General features: G+C 61.6%; 15 protein-coding genes. 14 read left to right on the top strand and 1 reads right to left on the bottom strand.

Going from position 1 to position 16,215, the window contains the following annotated elements:
* Positions 1-39 precede the first annotated feature (39 nt).
* From WGT02_RS37785 to WGT02_RS37835, 11 genes are all read left to right on the top strand, one after another.
* The gene (locus tag WGT02_RS37785; protein ID WP_024314217.1) at positions 40-786 is read left to right on the top strand and encodes an ABC transporter ATP-binding protein; all 747 of its coding nucleotides are present in this window, start codon (positions 40-42) and stop codon (positions 784-786) included.
* Positions 786-1,511 (top strand): ABC transporter ATP-binding protein, encoded by a 726-nt coding sequence (locus WGT02_RS37790; protein ID WP_208245554.1) that lies wholly within the window; start codon positions 786-788, stop codon positions 1,509-1,511. Before WGT02_RS37785 ends, WGT02_RS37790 begins: the two co-directional genes overlap by 1 nt.
* A gap of 11 nt (positions 1,512-1,522) precedes the next feature.
* On the top strand, positions 1,523-2,401 hold the full coding sequence (locus WGT02_RS37795) for a branched-chain amino acid ABC transporter permease (protein WP_024314215.1): 879 nt from the start codon (positions 1,523-1,525) through the stop codon (positions 2,399-2,401).
* Positions 2,401-3,444 carry a branched-chain amino acid ABC transporter permease gene (locus WGT02_RS37800; RefSeq protein ID WP_208245553.1) on the top strand — a complete coding sequence of 348 codons (1,044 nt, stop codon included), beginning with the start codon at positions 2,401-2,403 and terminating at the stop codon, positions 3,442-3,444. Before WGT02_RS37795 ends, WGT02_RS37800 begins: the two co-directional genes overlap by 1 nt.
* Before the next feature lie 69 nt (positions 3,445-3,513).
* Positions 3,514-4,299 (top strand): glutathione S-transferase family protein, encoded by a 786-nt coding sequence (locus WGT02_RS37805; RefSeq protein WP_208245552.1) that lies wholly within the window; start codon positions 3,514-3,516, stop codon positions 4,297-4,299.
* Between the two features lie 32 nt (positions 4,300-4,331).
* On the top strand, positions 4,332-5,258 hold the full coding sequence (locus WGT02_RS37810) for a dioxygenase (RefSeq protein WP_082321287.1): 927 nt from the start codon (positions 4,332-4,334) through the stop codon (positions 5,256-5,258).
* Positions 5,255-6,022, top strand: a complete 768-nt coding sequence (locus tag WGT02_RS37815) for an SDR family NAD(P)-dependent oxidoreductase (RefSeq protein WP_231052451.1) — start codon at positions 5,255-5,257, stop codon at positions 6,020-6,022. The genes WGT02_RS37810 and WGT02_RS37815 overlap by 4 nt, the downstream gene beginning before the upstream one ends.
* On the top strand, positions 6,022-6,900 hold the full coding sequence (locus WGT02_RS37820; protein ID WP_024314210.1) for a 3-keto-5-aminohexanoate cleavage protein: 879 nt from the start codon (positions 6,022-6,024) through the stop codon (positions 6,898-6,900). Before WGT02_RS37815 ends, WGT02_RS37820 begins: the two co-directional genes overlap by 1 nt.
* Positions 6,901-6,942: 42 nt before the next feature.
* The gene (locus WGT02_RS37825; RefSeq protein WP_208245551.1) at positions 6,943-7,947 is read left to right on the top strand and encodes a zinc-binding alcohol dehydrogenase family protein; all 1,005 of its coding nucleotides are present in this window, start codon (positions 6,943-6,945) and stop codon (positions 7,945-7,947) included.
* An 8-nt stretch (positions 7,948-7,955) separates the two neighbouring features.
* Positions 7,956-8,288, top strand: a complete 333-nt coding sequence (locus tag WGT02_RS37830) for a cupin domain-containing protein (protein ID WP_029709955.1) — start codon at positions 7,956-7,958, stop codon at positions 8,286-8,288.
* 33 nt (positions 8,289-8,321) lie between these two features.
* A complete protein-coding gene (locus WGT02_RS37835) occupies positions 8,322-8,891 on the top strand; it encodes a gamma carbonic anhydrase family protein (protein WP_225040509.1) in 570 nt (189 codons plus the stop codon).
* 270 nt (positions 8,892-9,161) lie between these two features.
* Here WGT02_RS37835 and dinB read toward each other — a convergent pair whose 3' ends face one another.
* The gene (gene dinB / locus WGT02_RS37840) at positions 9,162-10,256 is read right to left on the bottom strand and encodes a DNA polymerase IV (protein WP_225040545.1); all 1,095 of its coding nucleotides are present in this window, start codon (positions 10,254-10,256) and stop codon (positions 9,162-9,164) included.
* A gap of 347 nt (positions 10,257-10,603) precedes the next feature.
* Here dinB and WGT02_RS37845 point away from each other — a divergent pair, with 347 nt between their 5' ends.
* The 3 genes from WGT02_RS37845 to WGT02_RS37855 are packed head-to-tail and all read left to right on the top strand — an operon-like array spanning position 10,604 to position 16,069.
* A complete protein-coding gene (locus tag WGT02_RS37845) occupies positions 10,604-11,365 on the top strand; it encodes an ImuA family protein (RefSeq protein ID WP_208245541.1) in 762 nt (253 codons plus the stop codon).
* The gene (locus WGT02_RS37850) at positions 11,280-12,803 is read left to right on the top strand and encodes a DNA polymerase Y family protein (RefSeq protein WP_024314206.1); all 1,524 of its coding nucleotides are present in this window, start codon (positions 11,280-11,282) and stop codon (positions 12,801-12,803) included. The genes WGT02_RS37845 and WGT02_RS37850 overlap by 86 nt, the downstream gene beginning before the upstream one ends.
* Positions 12,800-16,069 carry an error-prone DNA polymerase gene (locus WGT02_RS37855; RefSeq protein ID WP_208245539.1) on the top strand — a complete coding sequence of 1,090 codons (3,270 nt, stop codon included), beginning with the start codon at positions 12,800-12,802 and terminating at the stop codon, positions 16,067-16,069. The genes WGT02_RS37850 and WGT02_RS37855 overlap by 4 nt, the downstream gene beginning before the upstream one ends.
* Positions 16,070-16,215: the final 146 nt, after the last annotated feature.

The following is a 16,215-nucleotide window of genomic DNA, read 5'->3' on the forward strand; positions in this document are numbered from 1 at the left end:
CGTTCAAAAAGCCAGCATACGATAATGGAGGCCGGGCAAATGCTCGAAGTCAGGAATCTCTGCAAGCACTACGGAGGGGTAAAGGCCGTCGATGGTGCTTCCTTCACCGTCGAGAAGGGGTCGATCACGGCTCTGATCGGACCCAACGGGGCCGGCAAGACCACCGCGTTCAACTGTATCAGCCGTACCGCCACGCCCAGCGGCGGCGAAGTATGGCTCGACGGCGAGCGGATCGACAATCTGCGCCCGCATAAGATCACCGCCAAGGGTCTCAGCCGCACCTTCCAGATCTCGCGCAACCTCTCTGACATGACAGTGATCGAGAACGTCATCGTCCAGTCGAAGGTTCACGGATTTGGCGGGCTCTTCCGCCCGGCGATGAGCCGGGATGAGAAGGACAAGGCAATGTCGATCCTCGATTTTCTCGGGATCACGAGGATCGCCTTCGAGGATGGTCATAACCTCTCCTACGGCCAGAAGAAGCTGATGGATCTCGCGGCTCTCCTGATGTCCGACCCGAAGGTCATCCTGCTCGACGAGCCGGCCGGTGGCGTCAATCCATCGCTGATGGAAGAGATCGTGGATCGTATTCGCGCGCTAAACGAGAAGGGGATGACGGTCCTTATTGTCGAGCACAACATGGATCTCATCATGCGGCTTTCACACAAGGTCGTCGTCATGGCACAGGGCCGCGTCATCTGCACGGGCACGCCTGATATTGTGCGCAAGGACGCACAGGTGCTCGACGCCTATCTCGGCGGCGTTCTGGAAGAGGAGGAAGCGTGATGGCCGAACTCCTACACGTTTCCGATATCACCGCCGGCTACGGCGACGGACCGGCCATCCTTGATGGCGCCCATCTGACAGTCGAGCCGGGCAAGGTGCACTGTATCATCGGGCCCAACGGGGCCGGCAAGTCGACGCTGCTGAAGTCCATCTGCGGGATGCTCACAATCCGTGACGTGATCTTCAGGAGCAAGCGGTTGAACGGCATGCGCCCGGATCAGATCCTGAGGGAAGGCATCTGCTTCGTGCCGCAGGAGCGCGCCCTCTTTCCGAAGATGACGGTGCGCGAGAACTTGCGCATGGGCGGCTTCATCATCGACGATCACAAGGAGCTCCATCGCCGCGTCGAGGAAGTCCTCGAACGCTTCCCGATGCTGAAGGCAAAGGCGGACGAGTTTGCCGGCACCATGTCCGGCGGGCAGCAGCAGACACTTGCCATGGCGCGCACGCTGATCATCAAGCCGAGCATCGTCATGCTGGACGAGCCGTCGCTCGGTCTCGCGCCGAAGGTGATCCAGGAGATGTTCGACATCATGAAGACCATGTCGGCGGAGGGCATCACTGTTCTTCTCGTCGAGCAGAACGCCCTCATGGGCCTGAAGAATTCCGACTGGGGCGTCGTGCTCGATCTCGGCAGCACGCTCTTCGAAGGGCCGGCCAAGGAGATCCTCGCCGATCCACGCATCCAGGAACTCTACCTTGGTGGCAAGAAGGCCGCCGCCTGAAGGGAACACAAATGGCTGAAATCATCCAGATACTGATACTGGGACTGGCGCTCGGCGGCGTCATCGCTTTGATGGGGTCGGGCCTGTCGCTCGTCTTCGGTGTGATGCGCATCGTCAACCTGGCCCATCCGGTGCTCATCATCGGTGGCGCCTATGTCGCCTACTGGGCCTTCGCGCTGTTCGGTCTCGATCCGATCCTCATGCTGCCGGTTGCGGCCGTCGTCATGGCGGCCGTGGGCGTCGTGCTTTACCGGCTGCTGTTCGAGCGCGAGGCAAAGAGTGCCAAATACTCCGAGATGACCGTGCTTCTGACCTTCGCGCTGGCAATGATGGTGGAAGGTCTGCTCGGCAGCCTGTTCAGCAACACGCAGCGGATCACTTCGCCAGCCTACGCAACCGATGCGATCTTCATCGGAGATATCTTCATTCCGAAGGGCCAACTATATGCCGGTCTCGTCTCGCTGGTTATCATCGGCGGGCTGACGCTGTTCCTGAAATACTCGCGGCTGGGTTATGCCATTCGTGCCACCACCCAGAACCGTGAGGCTGCAGAGCTGCTCGGCGTCAATGTCAACGCAATCAGCATTCTTGCCTTCGCGATCGGCATCGGCCTCGCAGGTGCGGCTGGCTCGCTCGTCAGCTTCGTCTTCAGTTTTTTCCCTGCCAAGCATTGGGAATGGGTAGCGATGCTGATGTCGGTCGTCGTCCTTGGCGGCATGGGTAGCATCCTCGGTACCGTCGTCGCTGCACTCGGCCTTTCCATCATTGCCGCCTTCGTCGGAACCTGGATCGGAGCCACGTGGTCGACGATGACCTTCTTCCTCGCTCTTTTCGTTATCCTGCTCGTCCGGCCCCAGGGCCTGTTCGGCGAAAAACCGGAGATGGCATAATGACTGTCACGTTTCCCCAATCCAGCGCTAGCACGGTGCGAGAGGCGCGGCGCGCCCACAACGAGAAACTGGCGCTCAAAGCCGATCAGACCCGGGCGACCTGGTTTCCCCTTGTATTGCTTGCAGCTCTCGCAGCCCTGCCGCTCCTGCAGTTTACTGGCAACTACAACTATCTGCTGCATCTGGTTCTTTTCACCGCCTGCTCGGTCGCCATGGCATCGGGCTGGAACATTCTCGGCGGATTTGCCGGCTATGTCTCGCTTGGCCACAGCGTTTTCTTCGGCATTGGCGGTTATGTCGCCGGCATGCTGTTTGCCCGCTACGGCATCTCGACCATCGTCACCGCTCCGCTTGCCGGTCTGGTGGCCGCTGCTGCCGGCTATCTCGTCGGGCTCGTTACGCTGAAGGTTCGAGGGCCAAGCTTCATCATCTCCTCGATCGCACTCCTGATGATCGCCCGCATCCTTTTCGACAACTGGGCATTTATCGGCGGGACCAACGGTCTGACGTTGCCGACCAATAGCTTGACGGTGCAGTGGACGAAGCTTCCCTATTATTACGCCTTCCTCGCGATCGCCGCTTTCACCGTTTGGGCGACCTACAGGATCAAGCATTCCAAGTTCGGCCTCGGCCTGAGGGCCATTTCCAAAGATGAGATCAAGGCGGAAAGTGCAGGCATCAACACTAGGCTCTACAAGGTACTCGCCTTCGCGCTCTCTGCTTTTTTCGTCGGCATGGCCGGCGCCGTCTGGGGCGAATACCTGACCTACCTGCGCCCGAATATCTTCCTACTCATCAATATCTCTGCGAACCTCGTGCTGATGTGCATCCTCGGGGGCAAGGGAACGATTGCAGGTCCTGTCATCGGGGCAGTCGCGATCGTGGCGCTCAACGAATTCTTCGTAGCGACGATGGGTGCCTCGGAAATCAACATCCTCGGAACCGGTCTGGTGATGGCGCTCGGGCTCGTCTTCTTTCCTCTCGGCCTGGTGGGCACGCTCGCAAAGAAGGGCAAGCTCCCCAGGATTCTGAACTGGGACTGATCGCAGGGCAGAAGCCTGCCACGCAACGTTCAACGATGGAACTCGCCCAAGTGGCACGGGGAGGAAGTCATGCCCGAATACGTGCTCTATAACGCACCGCAATCGACCTGCAGCCAGCGTGTCCGCTACACCCTTCACCTGAAGGGAAAGACCTTCGAGGAGCACAAACTGGATCTCTTCAAAGGCGACCAGCTGAAGCCGGACTATCTCGCGATCAACCCCAATGGCGTCGTGCCGGCGCTCGTTCACAATGACGTGCCTGTGATCGATTCCGCTGTGATCATGGAATATCTGGAAGATATTCTCGGCGACGTCGCGCCGCTTCGGCCGCACGATCCGCTCGAGGCGGCACGGATGCGGACGATGATGCGCTTCATCGACGAAGTCCCGACGCCTGCCGTGCGCGTGCCGTCGTACAACCTGGCGTTCCTGCCACACTACCAGGCAATGACCGAGGATGCGTTCCTGGCGGTCTGCGAAAGCAAGCCATTGCGCCGGGAATTCTTGCTGAAAATGGGGCGCACCGGCTTTCCCCAGTCCGAAATGGACGAGGCGATCGGGCGCCTCAGGCGCGGGATCGATCGGATGGCACATTGGTTGCGCGATTCAGGCGGGCCATGGCTGCTCGGGGCTGACATGACGCTGGCCGACATCGCCATCATGCCGGTGATCGTGCGCATGGACGACATCAACCTTGGCTACCTGTGGGCCGATGCGCCTCAGATTGCCTCCTGGCTGGAGAACATCCGAGCAACCGAAGCATTCGCGAAGACCTACTATCACGGCTCACTGCTGACCGAAAAATACCCGCATCTGCAGACCCTGAAACAGACATCGGCACATGTTGCCGCATGACCAGCTTGGTCCGTTAGAAGGAGATAAAGACAATGCAACACATCACCATAGAGCCGAAGCTCATCGCCAAGGTAGAAGATGTCACGCCCACCGTGCTCGCGGCGATGGCCAAGACCACCAACCCGCGCCTCAAAGCTGTGATGGATAGGCTGATTCACCATCTTCACCAGTTCACTATCGAGACGCGCCCGACCGAGGAAGAGTTCGAATACGGGTTGCGCTGGATCGCGGCGCTCGGCCACCACACGCACGAGACCAACAACGAGGTGGTCCTTGCCGCCGACGTGCTCGGCGCTTCGACGCTGATCGATCTCATCAACAATGACGGCATGCAGGGCGAGACGATGTCGGCCCTCCTCGGCCCCTTCTATCGCGGCCACGCGCCGGACTGCGCGAACGGCGATTGCATCGCCCGCTCCGAAACACCGGGGCCCGCATTGTTCTTCAAGGGCCGGGTGATCGGGCTCGATGGTGCGCCCGTCGCAGGCGCCAAGCTGGATATCTGGCAGGCCTCGCCCGTCGGCCTTTATGAGAACCAGGACGCGGATCAGGATGATTTCAACTTGCGCGGCGTCTTTCACACGGATGAGGCAGGCAGTTTCCATTTCACATCGGTGAAGCCGGCGGGCTACCCGGTCCCAACGGACGGACCTGTCGGCGTCCTTCTTCACGCCCAGCACCGCCACCCGATGCGTCCGGCCCACATCCATTTCATCGTCTCTGCGCCCGGCCACAAGACGCTGATCACGCAGATTTTCTCTGACACGCCGCAGGCACTCGCGACCGATGTCGTGTTCGGGGCGAAGGTGCAGATCGTCGGCGATTTCGTCGAGCATACCGAGCCGCACGCGGAATACCCAGGCGCGCAGCTTCCTTTCTATAGCTGCGAATACACCTTCAGGCTTCTCGAAGGCGAGCCGACTTATCCGGTGCCGCCGATATCGGGAACGAAGGCATGATGGTGACCGCTATGACTTTCTCCGAACTGCTGAAGGGCAAGGTCGCAATCGTTGCCGGCGGCTCCGGTGGCATCGGTCGCGAAACCTGCCGCCTGCTCGCCGAGGCCGGTGCTAGGGTCGTCATCGGCTACCGCGCCGGCAAGGACAGGGCCGAGGCGCTTGCGGAGGCACTGCCGGGCACCGGCCATGTGGCCCTTCCGGTATCGATCGAGGACACGTCGTCCGTCGAGGCCTTCCGCACCGCAGCGCTTGCGGCCTGCGGTCATGCCGACATACTGATCAATGCCGCCGGCGTCACCAGACCGGTGCCACATGCCGATCTCGAGGCGCTGACCGACGAACTGATCGATCAAGTCTTCGCCAACAATTGGCGTGGTGTCTTCGCGACTGTCCGCGCCTTTGCGCCGGCACTGCGCGACAGCGGCAACGGGCTTATCGTCAATGTTTCCTCGATCGCGGCCTTTACCGGCGTCGGCTCGAACATCGCCTATTGCGGTGCGAAGGCGGGCCTCGACATCATGACCAATTCTCTCGCCAGGGCTCTCGCTCCGGCGATCCGTGTCATGGCCGTCTCGCCTGGTGTCGTCGACACCGAGTTCGTTCCCGGCCGCGACCAGGAATTCAAGGACAAGGCGGCGGCCGCAACGCCATTAAAGCGCATCACGACGCCGACCGATGTGGCTGAAGCCATCCTTGCCTGTGCGACGCATCTGAAATTCTCGACGGGCACTCGCATCGTCGTCGACGGAGGGAGGCATCTCTGATGCAGCAGAACGTCATCATTACCTGCGCCGTGACCGGCAATCTCACGACGCGGGAAAATCATCCCGGCCTGCCGGTGACGCCGCAGGAAATTGCCGCCTCCTGTCTGGAAGCAGCGGATGTCGGCGCGGCGGTCGTCCATATCCATGTGCGCGATCCTCAAACGGCAAAGCCGTCGATGGACATCAAGTACTATCGCGAGGTCATCGAGCGGATCCGGGCAAAGAATGATGCCGTAATCCTCAACGTCACCACCGGGCCGGGTGGCCGCTATCATCCCAGCGACGAAAACCCGGCGGTGGCTGGTCCGCGCACGACACTGATGCGGCCCGAGCGCCGCGTTGAGCACATATTGGCACTGAAGCCCGATATTGCGACGCTCGATCTCAACACCATGACCTTCGGCGCCGAAGTGGTGATCAACACCCCCGGCAACGTCAAGATCATGGCGGAGATCATCGAAAGCGTAGGCTCAAAGCCGGAACTGGAGGTCTTCGACACCGGAGACATCCAGCTCGCCCATGATCTCCTCAAGGCCGGCGTGCTGAAATCGCCCGCCATGTTCACGATCGTCACCGGCGTCAAATACGGCCTGCCATCGACCACCGATGCGATGGCGATGGCCGCGCGCATGCTGCCGCGCGACGCGGTCTGGACCGGGTTCGGCGTCGGACGGATGTCGTTTCCGATGGCCGCGCAGGCCTATCTCCTGGGCGGGCACGTGCGTGTCGGGCTGGAAGACAATTCGTACATCGCCAAGGGTGTGCTCGCAAAGGGCAACGGCGAACTCGTGGAGCGCGCGCGCGACATCATCGAGAAGATGGGCGGCCAGATCGCAAGCGCTGCGCAAGCGCGCGAAATTCTCAAACTGAAGTCTTGAACTGCCGTCGGCTCAACTCAGCCTTAGAAAGGGGATAAGACCATGAATATTCAGATCGATACCAAGGCAGGCAAGGCGTTGCGGGTGACCAGCGCCTCGCCGGATCTCGATAATCTTCAAATCGAAGTTGTCGACGTCAGCGTGCCAAGGCCAGGCCCCGGGCAGGTCCTCGTCGAGATCGTAGCCGCTGGTGTCAACCCGAGCGACGTCAAGGCCTCGCTCGGTCACATGCCGCACGCCATCTGGCCGCGCATACCCGGTCGCGATTTCGGCGGCATCGTGCGGGAGGGGCCGAAGCACATGATTGGCCTGGAAATCTGGGGCGGCGGCGGCGAGCTTGGCATTACCCAGGACGGCAGCCACGCCAGGTGGATGGTGCTCGACCAGAAAGCAGTGCGCGAAAAGCCTGCCAATTTTACCATGGAACAGGCAGGCTCAATCGGTGTCCCCTTCATCACCGCCTATGAGGGATTGCGCGAAGCCGGCGGCGTTCAGCCGACCGACGTCGTGCTCGTCTGCGGCGGGAACGGCAAGGTTGGGCAGGCAGCGATCCAGCTTGCCACCATGGCCGGCGCCAGGGTCTTTGCCGTCGAATACAACGATCAGCCGCTGATGGGCCACGCAAACCGCCCTGTCGAGATGCTGAACAGCAGCAAGGACGACGTGGCGGCCATCGTTCGCGAGAAGACCGGCGGCCACGGTGCCGATATCGTCTTCAACACGGTCGGCAGCCCCTATTTCGAGATCGCCAACAAGGCGATGGCGAAGCAGGCGCGACAGATCTTCATCTCGACGTTCGATCGCGCCGTACCCTTCGACATTTTCAACTTCTTCCGCGGCCGGCACAAATACATCGGCATCGACACGCTGGCACTATCTTCGGTCGAAGGTGCCCGCATCTTCGACAAGCTGAAGGCGAAGTTCGAGGAAGGTCTGCTCAAACCGTTCCCGATCAGCCCCGCCACGTGCTACCGCCTTGACGAGGCCGCCGAGGCCTACGCATCGGTGCTGCGCGGCACGCCGGACCGCGTGCTCCTGAAGCCTTGAGGCGCGCGATGCAGGTAACCCGCTATAGCGAAGCTCAGTCGTACGAGGCGGCGGAGCACTATGACATGCGCTGCCTTCGCCTTCAGGGCAAGGAGGCGACTGCGACCGACACGATTTGGATCGGCCTCTCGCATCTCCTGCCGGGCGGGCACACCTCTTTGAAGGACGCCCCGGTGGAGAAGATCTATATCGTCGTCGCTGGCTCAGTGACGATCGAGACGCCAAACGGCGAGGTGACGCTCGGTTGCCTCGACAGCTGCCGGCTGGCGCCGGGCGAAGCACGTGCTCTTTTTAATCGCACGAATTCTCCAGCGACCGTTCTGCTCGCGATGCCTGTCTAGGCCGCTAGCGGCGAGGAACTAAAGGCGAGGGCGATGATGACAACTGCTGAGCCGCGTTTTTTCCGCTTAGGGACGCGCAGTCCAACTGTGCCACAGAACGGTCATTACTATGTGGCGCCCGGAGCCAAAATCATCGGGGATGTCCATCTAGGCCATGACGTTAGTATATGGTTCAATGCCGTTCTGAGAGGCGACAACGAGCCAATCGAGGTGGGGAGTGGAAGCAATGTCCAGGACGGCTGCATTGTCCACACCGATCCGGGGTTTCCGGTGCGGATCGGAGAGAATGTGACCATTGGTCATAATGCGGCCGTCCACGGTTGTTCGATCGGCGCAGGCAGTCTTATAGGGATCGGCGCGACCGTACTAAACGGTGCGGTCGTTGGAAGGTTCTGTTTGGTGGCCGCAGGTGCGCTCATACGCGAAAACATGGTAATCCCCGACCGTTCGCTTGTGGTCGGCATTCCCGCGCGCATCGTAGGCAACTTGACGGCGGAACAGACAGAACGAATGGCAGAAGGGAGTGCCCGTTACCGCGGCAAGATCCAAACCTACGCCGGCTCGCTCAGTCCCCTGGCACAGGCATCGATACGGCAGCCCTGATGGCGACGAGGACAAGAACCAAGACGGCAGCGAGGCAAGGCTTTCGATCGTGGAGGGGCGTGCGCCCGATAGAGCCTTGGCCGCCGCAAGGAGGGACGACCCTCGTGGCATCGCACAGTCCACCTCCCTCGATGCCGCTTGTGACAAACAACTCCCCAACGACCTTGAGCCGTGAGAGCTCTGCGCTGGCAGAGTTTTGCAGTATGTCTTGAACAACGTATCTTGCCTTTGACAGTCACTCCCGCAGGCCAGTCGTAACTCGTGATTGCATCACAGCGTCAAGGCGAGCTGCGGCTGGTCTGCATCGTCGACAGCATCGAGAGACGAAAGCGTAACTCCCAGCAATCGAATGCCTTTCGCTACTGGAAAAATAGGCGAGAGCAGCAGCTTTACGATCTCGGAGATCTCAGCCGCGCTCGCCACCGGCGCGAGGGCCGTCTTGCTCCGCGTGATCTGCGTGAAATCCGACCACTTCACCTTCAGCGTCACGGTCTTGCCACGGATGGCGCTGGCCTCGCAATAGCGCCAGACTTTATCGACCAACGGCTGCAGGCCGGCGCGGGCGCTCTCGAGATCATGGATGTCTTCCCGAAACGTATCCTCCGCGCCGACCGATTTCCGGATGCGATCGGGCTTGACCTGGCGCTCGTCGATGCCGCGGGCGATCCAGTAGAAATACGGCCCGGACTTGCCGAAATGCTGCTGCAGGAAAGTGAGATCACGCGCTTTGAGATCGGCGCCGGTCTCGATCCCGAGCTTCAGCATCTTTTCCGCTGTCGCTGGCCCAACGCCATGGAACTTCTTGACGGGGAGCGCCTCGACGAAGGCCGGCCCGTGCTTCGGCCTAATGACGAACAGGCCATCGGGCTTGCGCTGGTCAGAGGCCATCTTTGCGAGAAACTTGTTATAGGAAACGCCGGCAGATGCAGTGAGCCTTGTCTCAGCCTTGATCCTGGCGCGGATCTCCTCGGCAATCTCCGTTGCGAGCTCCACGCCCTTCAGGTTATCGGTAACGTCGAGATAGGCTTCATCGAGCGATAGGGGTTCAATAAGCGGCGTGTATTCGGCAAAGATCGCATGGATCTGCTGCGAAACGGCTCGATATACATCGAAACGATGCGGCACGAAAATCAGCTCTGGACACTTGCGTTTGGCCGTCACCGACGGCATCGCCGAGTGGACACCGAATTTGCGCGCCTCGTAACTGGCAGCTGCGACCACGCCGCGTGCCTGCGGATAGCCGACGGCGACCGGTTTGCCTCGAAGTTCCGGATTGTCGCGCTGCTCGACCGAAGCATAAAACGCGTCCATGTCGATATGGATGATTTTGCGCACGCGGCTGCGAGGGGAGGGGACCTCGTCCATACCGCTCTTGCCGTCATCGTCCGGTTTTCGCGTCCCCAGCATCCATTTCCTTTTATTTGTCGCTGTAGATCTTATCAGAACCGGTGTCAGGAATAAGCAGCAGTGTTTTGGCATCGGGAGTAATCGTTCATCTGAACTGCCACAAATTTCGCTTGGTGCGTCTCCATCGTTGTCTTCAAGCTATCCCGCTGCATTTCATCAGCAAATCGGCAAGTCCGCCAAGTCCAGCGAGCCATTCGTCCAAAGCAGTCGCTTGGTGGTTGATTGACTCCTCTTTCATTTAAGAACAAATAGGGAACATATCAGCAGTTTCTGCCGTTTCAAGCCTGAAGGAGGTGCCATTTCGCATGCGTGACTACGTTGTCAATCCTGTTGTCGCCGAGCTGCGCGAACGCATCGAGCGGCTTGAAGGCGGGATGACACGCAGTCGCGCGGTGCTTCCTTTCGGCGTACCCGCAATTGACGACCGTCTTCCCGGTGGTGGGCTGGCTCTTGGTGCGCTCCATGAAGTCGCTGGTGGCGGCAACGGTGCGATTGACGGCGCCGCCGCAGCGCTGTTTGCCGCAGCCGTCGGCGCCCGTAACCGGGGCAAAGTTCTGTGGTGCGTGACGCGGCCGGATCTCTTCGCGCCGGCGCTGGCCCAGGTGGGCCTGCTGCCGGGTCGTGTCATCTATGTGGAGGCCGGCGACGAAAAGGCGCTTCTTTCCTGCATGGAGGAGGGACTGCGGCATGGCGGGCTGGGTGTTGTCGTTGGAGAGCTTGCGCGGCTATCGATGACCGCCTCGCGCCGACTGCAGTTGGCCGCCGAAAGCTCAGGCACGATCGGGATTGCCGTCCGCCGCTGGCGCCGGCAGACCGAAGCGTCCGATTTCGGGCAACCGACAGCGTCGCTCACGCGCTGGCGGGTCTCGGTGCTGCCGTCCTCTCCCTTGCCGGTTCCAGGGATCGGCCGGGCGCGCTGGCTGCTCGAGCTGATCCGCTGTCGCGCCGGCGAAAGTGCAGATTTCGAAGTGGAGGCTCCAGATGCCAAGGGTCGTATCGCTCTTCCTTCCGAACTGGTCCACGGATCGCCTCAGGAGGAAACTGGGCGACGCCGCGCCTCCGCCTGAGACGCCACTCGTCCTCGTTGGCCGCCAGCAGCGCCGGCGTGTCGTCCTGGCGGCGAACGCGGCTGCGATCGCCGGCGGCCTGAGGGTGGGCATGCCGGCAACCAAGGCGCAGGCGCTGGTTTCCGGTCTCACCCTTATGGACGCCGATCCCGCCGCCGACGCCGAGGCGCTTGATCGTCTGGCACTTTGGGCGCTGCAGCGCTATGCGCCGATCGTTGCCGCCGATCCGCCCGACGGGCTGGTGATCGACACGACAGGTGCCGATCATCTGCATGGCGGCGAGGAACTGATGCTGTCGGGCATGGTCAACCGCTTTTTCGCCTCCGGCATTGCCGCGCGCGCGGCAGTCGCCGACACCTGGGGTGCAGCCCATGCCTGTGCCCGGTTTCTGGCCCATCCGACACGTGTCGTTCCGCCGGGCGGCCAGGCCGACGCCGTCCAGGGTCTTGCGATCGCCGCGCTGCGGCTCGATGCCGCCATCGTCAACGGTCTTCGCGTTCTGGGCTTCAATACGATCGGTCAGGCGGCCAGCGCTTCCCGTGCACCGTTGACGCTGCGCTTCGGGCCGGAGCTTGGCCGCCGCCTCGATCAGGCGATGGGCAGGATCGCCGAGCCGATCGATCCGGTGCGCACCCCGGATCTCATCGAGGTTCGCCGCGCCTTCGGCGAGCCGATTGCGGCGGCCGAGACGATCGCGCGCTATACCGCCAGGCTCGTGGACCAACTCTGTCGGGCGCTTGAGGAGAAGGGGCTCGGCGCTCGGCGCGTCGATCTTCTCTTCCACCGCGTCGACAACTCTTATCAGGCAATCCGCGCCGGAACCGCGACACCGGTTCGCGACGTCAAGCGGCTGACACGGTTGCTGACCGACCGGATCGAGACCATCGATCCCGGTTTCGGCATCGAGATCATGTCATTGACGGCAACCCAAGCCGAGCCGCTCATTGCTCGACAGGTGATTTCCTCGTTGATCGGGGAACCGGAAGCCGACGTATCCGGGCTGATCGACATTCTCTGCAACCGCATTGGCGAGCGGCGGCTCTATCGCTTCGCGCCGGTCGCAAGCGACGTCCCCGAACGCTCGGTTTCCCGCGTTGCACCGATGGCCCCGGACAACGGCGAGACCTGGCCCGATCATTGGCCACGGCCGACGCGACTGCTGGCACATCCCGAGCTGATCGAGACCATGGCGCTGCTGCCTGATCATCCCCCCGTCAGCTTCACCTGGCGCGGCATCCGACGACGGGTCAGGCGTGCCGACGGGCCGGAGCGCGTCTTCGGCGAGTGGTGGAAACGCGATGCCGAACTGGCAGCCGTTCGCGATTATTTCCAGGTCGAGGATGATGCCGGCGAGCGCTATTGGATCTTTCGTTCCGGTGATGGCGAGCACGGTGACAGCGGCAGTCACCAATGGTTTCTACATGGGATATTCGCATGACGAAGACGCCACGCTATGCCGAGCTGCAGGTGACGTCGCACTTTTCCTTCCTGCGCGGCGCTTCGTCCTGCGAGGAATTGTTTGCGCAGGCGGCGGTGCTCGGTATCGAGGCCTTGGCGATTGTCGACCGCAACAGTCTCGCCGGCATCGTGCGCGCCCATCAGGCGGCCAGGGACACGGGAGTGCGGCTGATCGTCGGTTGTCGCCTGGATCTCACCGATGACGTGTCGGTCCTCGTCTATCCGACGGATCGGCCTGCCTATGCGCGCCTCTGCAGGTTGCTGTCGCTTGGCAAGAAACGGGCCGGCAAGGCAAAATGCCGGCTCGACTGGACCGACCTCGTGGCCTATGGCGAAGGCCTGATCGCCGTTCTTATCCCCGATCAAGCCGATCAAACCTGCCAGTTGCATCTGCGCCGCTTGAAGGAGGCTTTTGGCGATCGCGCCTATGTGGCGCTCACACTGCGCCGCCGACCGAATGATCAACTGCGGCTTCACCAGCTCTCCAACCTGGCGGCGGCCATGGATGTCGAGACGGTCGTCACCAATGACGCGTTGTTTCATGTGCCGGAGCGACGCGTCCTGCAGGACGTCGTCACCTGCATTCGCCACAACGTCACCATTGACGATGCCGGTTTCCGGCGGGAACGGCACGCCGACCGTTATCTGAAGCCGCCGGAAGAAATGGCACGGCTCTTTCCGCGCTACCCCGAAGCGCTCGCCCGCACCACCGAGATCATGGAGCGATGCCGCTTTTCACTCGATGAACTCGCCTATCAATACCCGGAGGAGCGATCCCACCCGGAAATGACGGCGCAGCAGACATTGGAACAACTGACCTGGGAGGGTGCGGCCTGGCGCTATCCGGAAGGGTTGCCGCAAAAGGTCAAGAAGAACCTCGAGCATGAACTGCAGCTGATCGAGAGGCTCCAATATGCTCCTTACTTCCTGACAGTGAACTCCATTGTCCGCTTTGCCAGATCAAAGGACATTCTCTGTCAGGGCAGGGGATCGGCTGCCAATTCATCCGTCTGCTATGTACTCGGCATCACCTCGATCGATCCCGACATAAATGACCTGCTCTTCGAGCGCTTCGTCTCCGAGGAGCGTCGTGAGCCGCCGGATATCGACGTCGATTTCGAGCACGAGCGGCGCGAAATCGTCATGCAATGGGTATTCGAGACGTATGGCCGCGACCATGCCGCCCTCTGCTCCACCGTCATCCGATACCGTTCGAAGGGCGCCATTCGCGATGTCGGCAAGGCGCTCGGCCTACCGGAGGACATGACAAAGATGCTCTCGTCGCAGGTTTGGGGTTGGGGCGAGGACGTTGGCGAGAAACACGCCGAAGAGCTCAATCTCAATCTTGGTGACCGGCGCCTTCGCCTGACGCTGGAGCTTGCCCGGCAATTGATGGGTGCGCCGCGTCATCTGTCGCAGCACCCCGGCGGCTTCGTTTTGACCCGCGATCGTCTGGACGAACTGGTTCCGATCGAGCCGGCGGCGATGGTCGACCGGCAGGTGATCGAATGGGACAAGGACGATATCGACATCTTGACGTTCATGAAGGTCGATTGCCTGGCGCTTGGCATGCTTTCCTGCATGAAGCGTGGCTTCGATCTGCTGGCCAGCCACAAGGGCATTAATCTCGATCTTACGACCATTCCGGCCGAAGATCCGCGCACCTATGCGATGATCAGGAAGGCCGACACGCTCGGCACCTTCCAGATCGAAAGCCGGGCGCAGATGTCGATGCTGCCCAGGATCAAGCCGCGCACCTTCTATGACCTCGTCATCGAAGTGGCAATCGTCCGACCGGGCCCGATCCAGGGCGACATGGTGCACCCGTACCTGAGGCGCCGGGAGGGAAAGGAAGCGGTCGTCTATCCGAAGCCGGAACTGGAAAAGGTGCTCGGCAAGACGCTCGGCGTGCCGCTCTTCCAGGAGCAGGCGATGCGGGTGGCGATCGAATGCGCCGGTTTCACGCCAGGTGAGGCCGATCAGCTGCGCCGCGCCATGGCGACCTTCAAACATACCGGTGGTGTCTCGAGGTTCGGCGAGAAGCTGATCGCCGGCATGGTGGCGAATGGCTACGCACCGGAGTTCGCGGAGAGGACCTTCGAGCAGCTCGAAGGCTTCGGCAGCTACGGCTTCCCCGAAAGCCATGCGGCTTCCTTTGCGCTGATTGCCTACGCCTCGTCCTGGCTGAAATGCTGGCATCCGGATGTCTTCTGCGCGGCTCTCCTCAATGCGCAGCCAATGGGCTTTTATGCACCCGCCCAGATCGTGCGCGACGCGCGTGATCATGGCGTTGACGTCCGTCCCGTCTGCGTCAATGCCAGCCGCTGGGACTGCACGCTCGAGGCCACGGAAGACGAAAACCGGTTTGCCGTGCGCCTCGGCCTGCGTATGGTCAAGGGGCTTGCCAATAACGATGCGGCGGCGATCGTCGCGGCGCGCGCAGAATTGCCCTTCAGCTCTATCGATGATCTCTGGCGGCGGGCGGGCGTGCCGGCCGCCTCGCTCGTCGAACTGGCGGAAGCCGATGCCTTCCAGCCATCGCTGAGGCTCGCCCGACGTGAAGCCCTCTGGGCGATCAAGGCGTTGCGCGACGAGCCTTTGCCGCTTTTTGCCGCCGCCTCAGCTCGTAAAGACCGGACGGTATCAGAGCTCAATGAGCCGCTGGTGGCGCTAAGACCCATGACGGCCGGCAGCGAGGTCGTTGAGGATTACGGCCATGTCGGGCTGACCTTGCGCTGCCATCCAGTCTCGTTCCTGCGCGACGATCTTGCCAAGCGTCGCATCGCCACTTGCCGTGATGCGATGCAGGCACGCGACGGCACGTGGCTCGAAGCCGCCGGCCTCGTGCTCGTTCGCCAGCGGCCGGGATCTGCAAAGGGCGTGATGTTCATCACCATCGAGGATGAGACCGGAATTGCCAATCTGGTGGTCTGGGTGAAGACCTTCGAGACGTACCGACGCATCGTGCTCGGCGCCGGCATGGTCGGCGTTTATGGCCGCATCCAGCGGGAAGGCGACGTGGTGCATCTCGTTGCCCACCGGCTGAGCGATCTTTCCGACGACCTTGCAAGCGTCGGCGATCGAGAGGCCGTCTTTCCGCTTCCGCACGGGCGAGGCGACGAGTTTCACCATGGATCGCCGGCGCCCGATCCGCGCGGGCTGCCGAAGGGGCCGCGCCCGCGCGACATCGTCGATCGCTATCTGCATCTCGAGGCGATCAAGGTGAAAACACGGGATTTCAGGTGAGGAAGACAGCGTCATGGACCGCGGGCGTGGGGAGGCTGCGTGCCATGCACCTTTGAATTCCTCGATCTGGGCGATCAGCGGCAGGATCTCAGGCGTGAGACGCGATTTCGATAGGTCGAGCGTAGTCATCCATTATCCCATCCGTT

The sequence above is a fragment of the Rhizobium sp. T1470 genome (assembly GCF_042140505.1).
In the GTDB taxonomy this organism is placed as follows: Bacteria; Pseudomonadota; Alphaproteobacteria; order Rhizobiales; family Rhizobiaceae; genus Rhizobium; species Rhizobium favelukesii.

Coding starts and splice junctions, on each gene's coding strand:
- WGT02_RS37855 (WP_208245539.1), top strand. CDS start 12,800: ATGACGAAGACGCCACGCTATGCCGAGCTGCAGGTGACGTCGCACTTT.
- WGT02_RS37850 (WP_024314206.1), top strand. CDS start 11,280: ATGCCAAGGGTCGTATCGCTCTTCCTTCCGAACTGGTCCACGGATCGC.
- WGT02_RS37815 (WP_231052451.1), top strand. CDS start 5,255: ATGATGGTGACCGCTATGACTTTCTCCGAACTGCTGAAGGGCAAGGTC.
- dinB (WP_225040545.1), bottom strand. CDS start 10,256: ATGGACGAGGTCCCCTCCCCTCGCAGCCGCGTGCGCAAAATCATCCAT.
- WGT02_RS37830 (WP_029709955.1), top strand. CDS start 7,956: ATGCAGGTAACCCGCTATAGCGAAGCTCAGTCGTACGAGGCGGCGGAG.
- WGT02_RS37820 (WP_024314210.1), top strand. CDS start 6,022: ATGCAGCAGAACGTCATCATTACCTGCGCCGTGACCGGCAATCTCACG.
- WGT02_RS37790 (WP_208245554.1), top strand. CDS start 786: ATGGCCGAACTCCTACACGTTTCCGATATCACCGCCGGCTACGGCGAC.
- WGT02_RS37795 (WP_024314215.1), top strand. CDS start 1,523: ATGGCTGAAATCATCCAGATACTGATACTGGGACTGGCGCTCGGCGGC.
- WGT02_RS37785 (WP_024314217.1), top strand. CDS start 40: ATGCTCGAAGTCAGGAATCTCTGCAAGCACTACGGAGGGGTAAAGGCC.
- WGT02_RS37810 (WP_082321287.1), top strand. CDS start 4,332: ATGCAACACATCACCATAGAGCCGAAGCTCATCGCCAAGGTAGAAGAT.
- WGT02_RS37825 (WP_208245551.1), top strand. CDS start 6,943: ATGAATATTCAGATCGATACCAAGGCAGGCAAGGCGTTGCGGGTGACC.
- WGT02_RS37835 (WP_225040509.1), top strand. CDS start 8,322: ATGATGACAACTGCTGAGCCGCGTTTTTTCCGCTTAGGGACGCGCAGT.
- WGT02_RS37845 (WP_208245541.1), top strand. CDS start 10,604: ATGCGTGACTACGTTGTCAATCCTGTTGTCGCCGAGCTGCGCGAACGC.
- WGT02_RS37800 (WP_208245553.1), top strand. CDS start 2,401: ATGACTGTCACGTTTCCCCAATCCAGCGCTAGCACGGTGCGAGAGGCG.
- WGT02_RS37805 (WP_208245552.1), top strand. CDS start 3,514: ATGCCCGAATACGTGCTCTATAACGCACCGCAATCGACCTGCAGCCAG.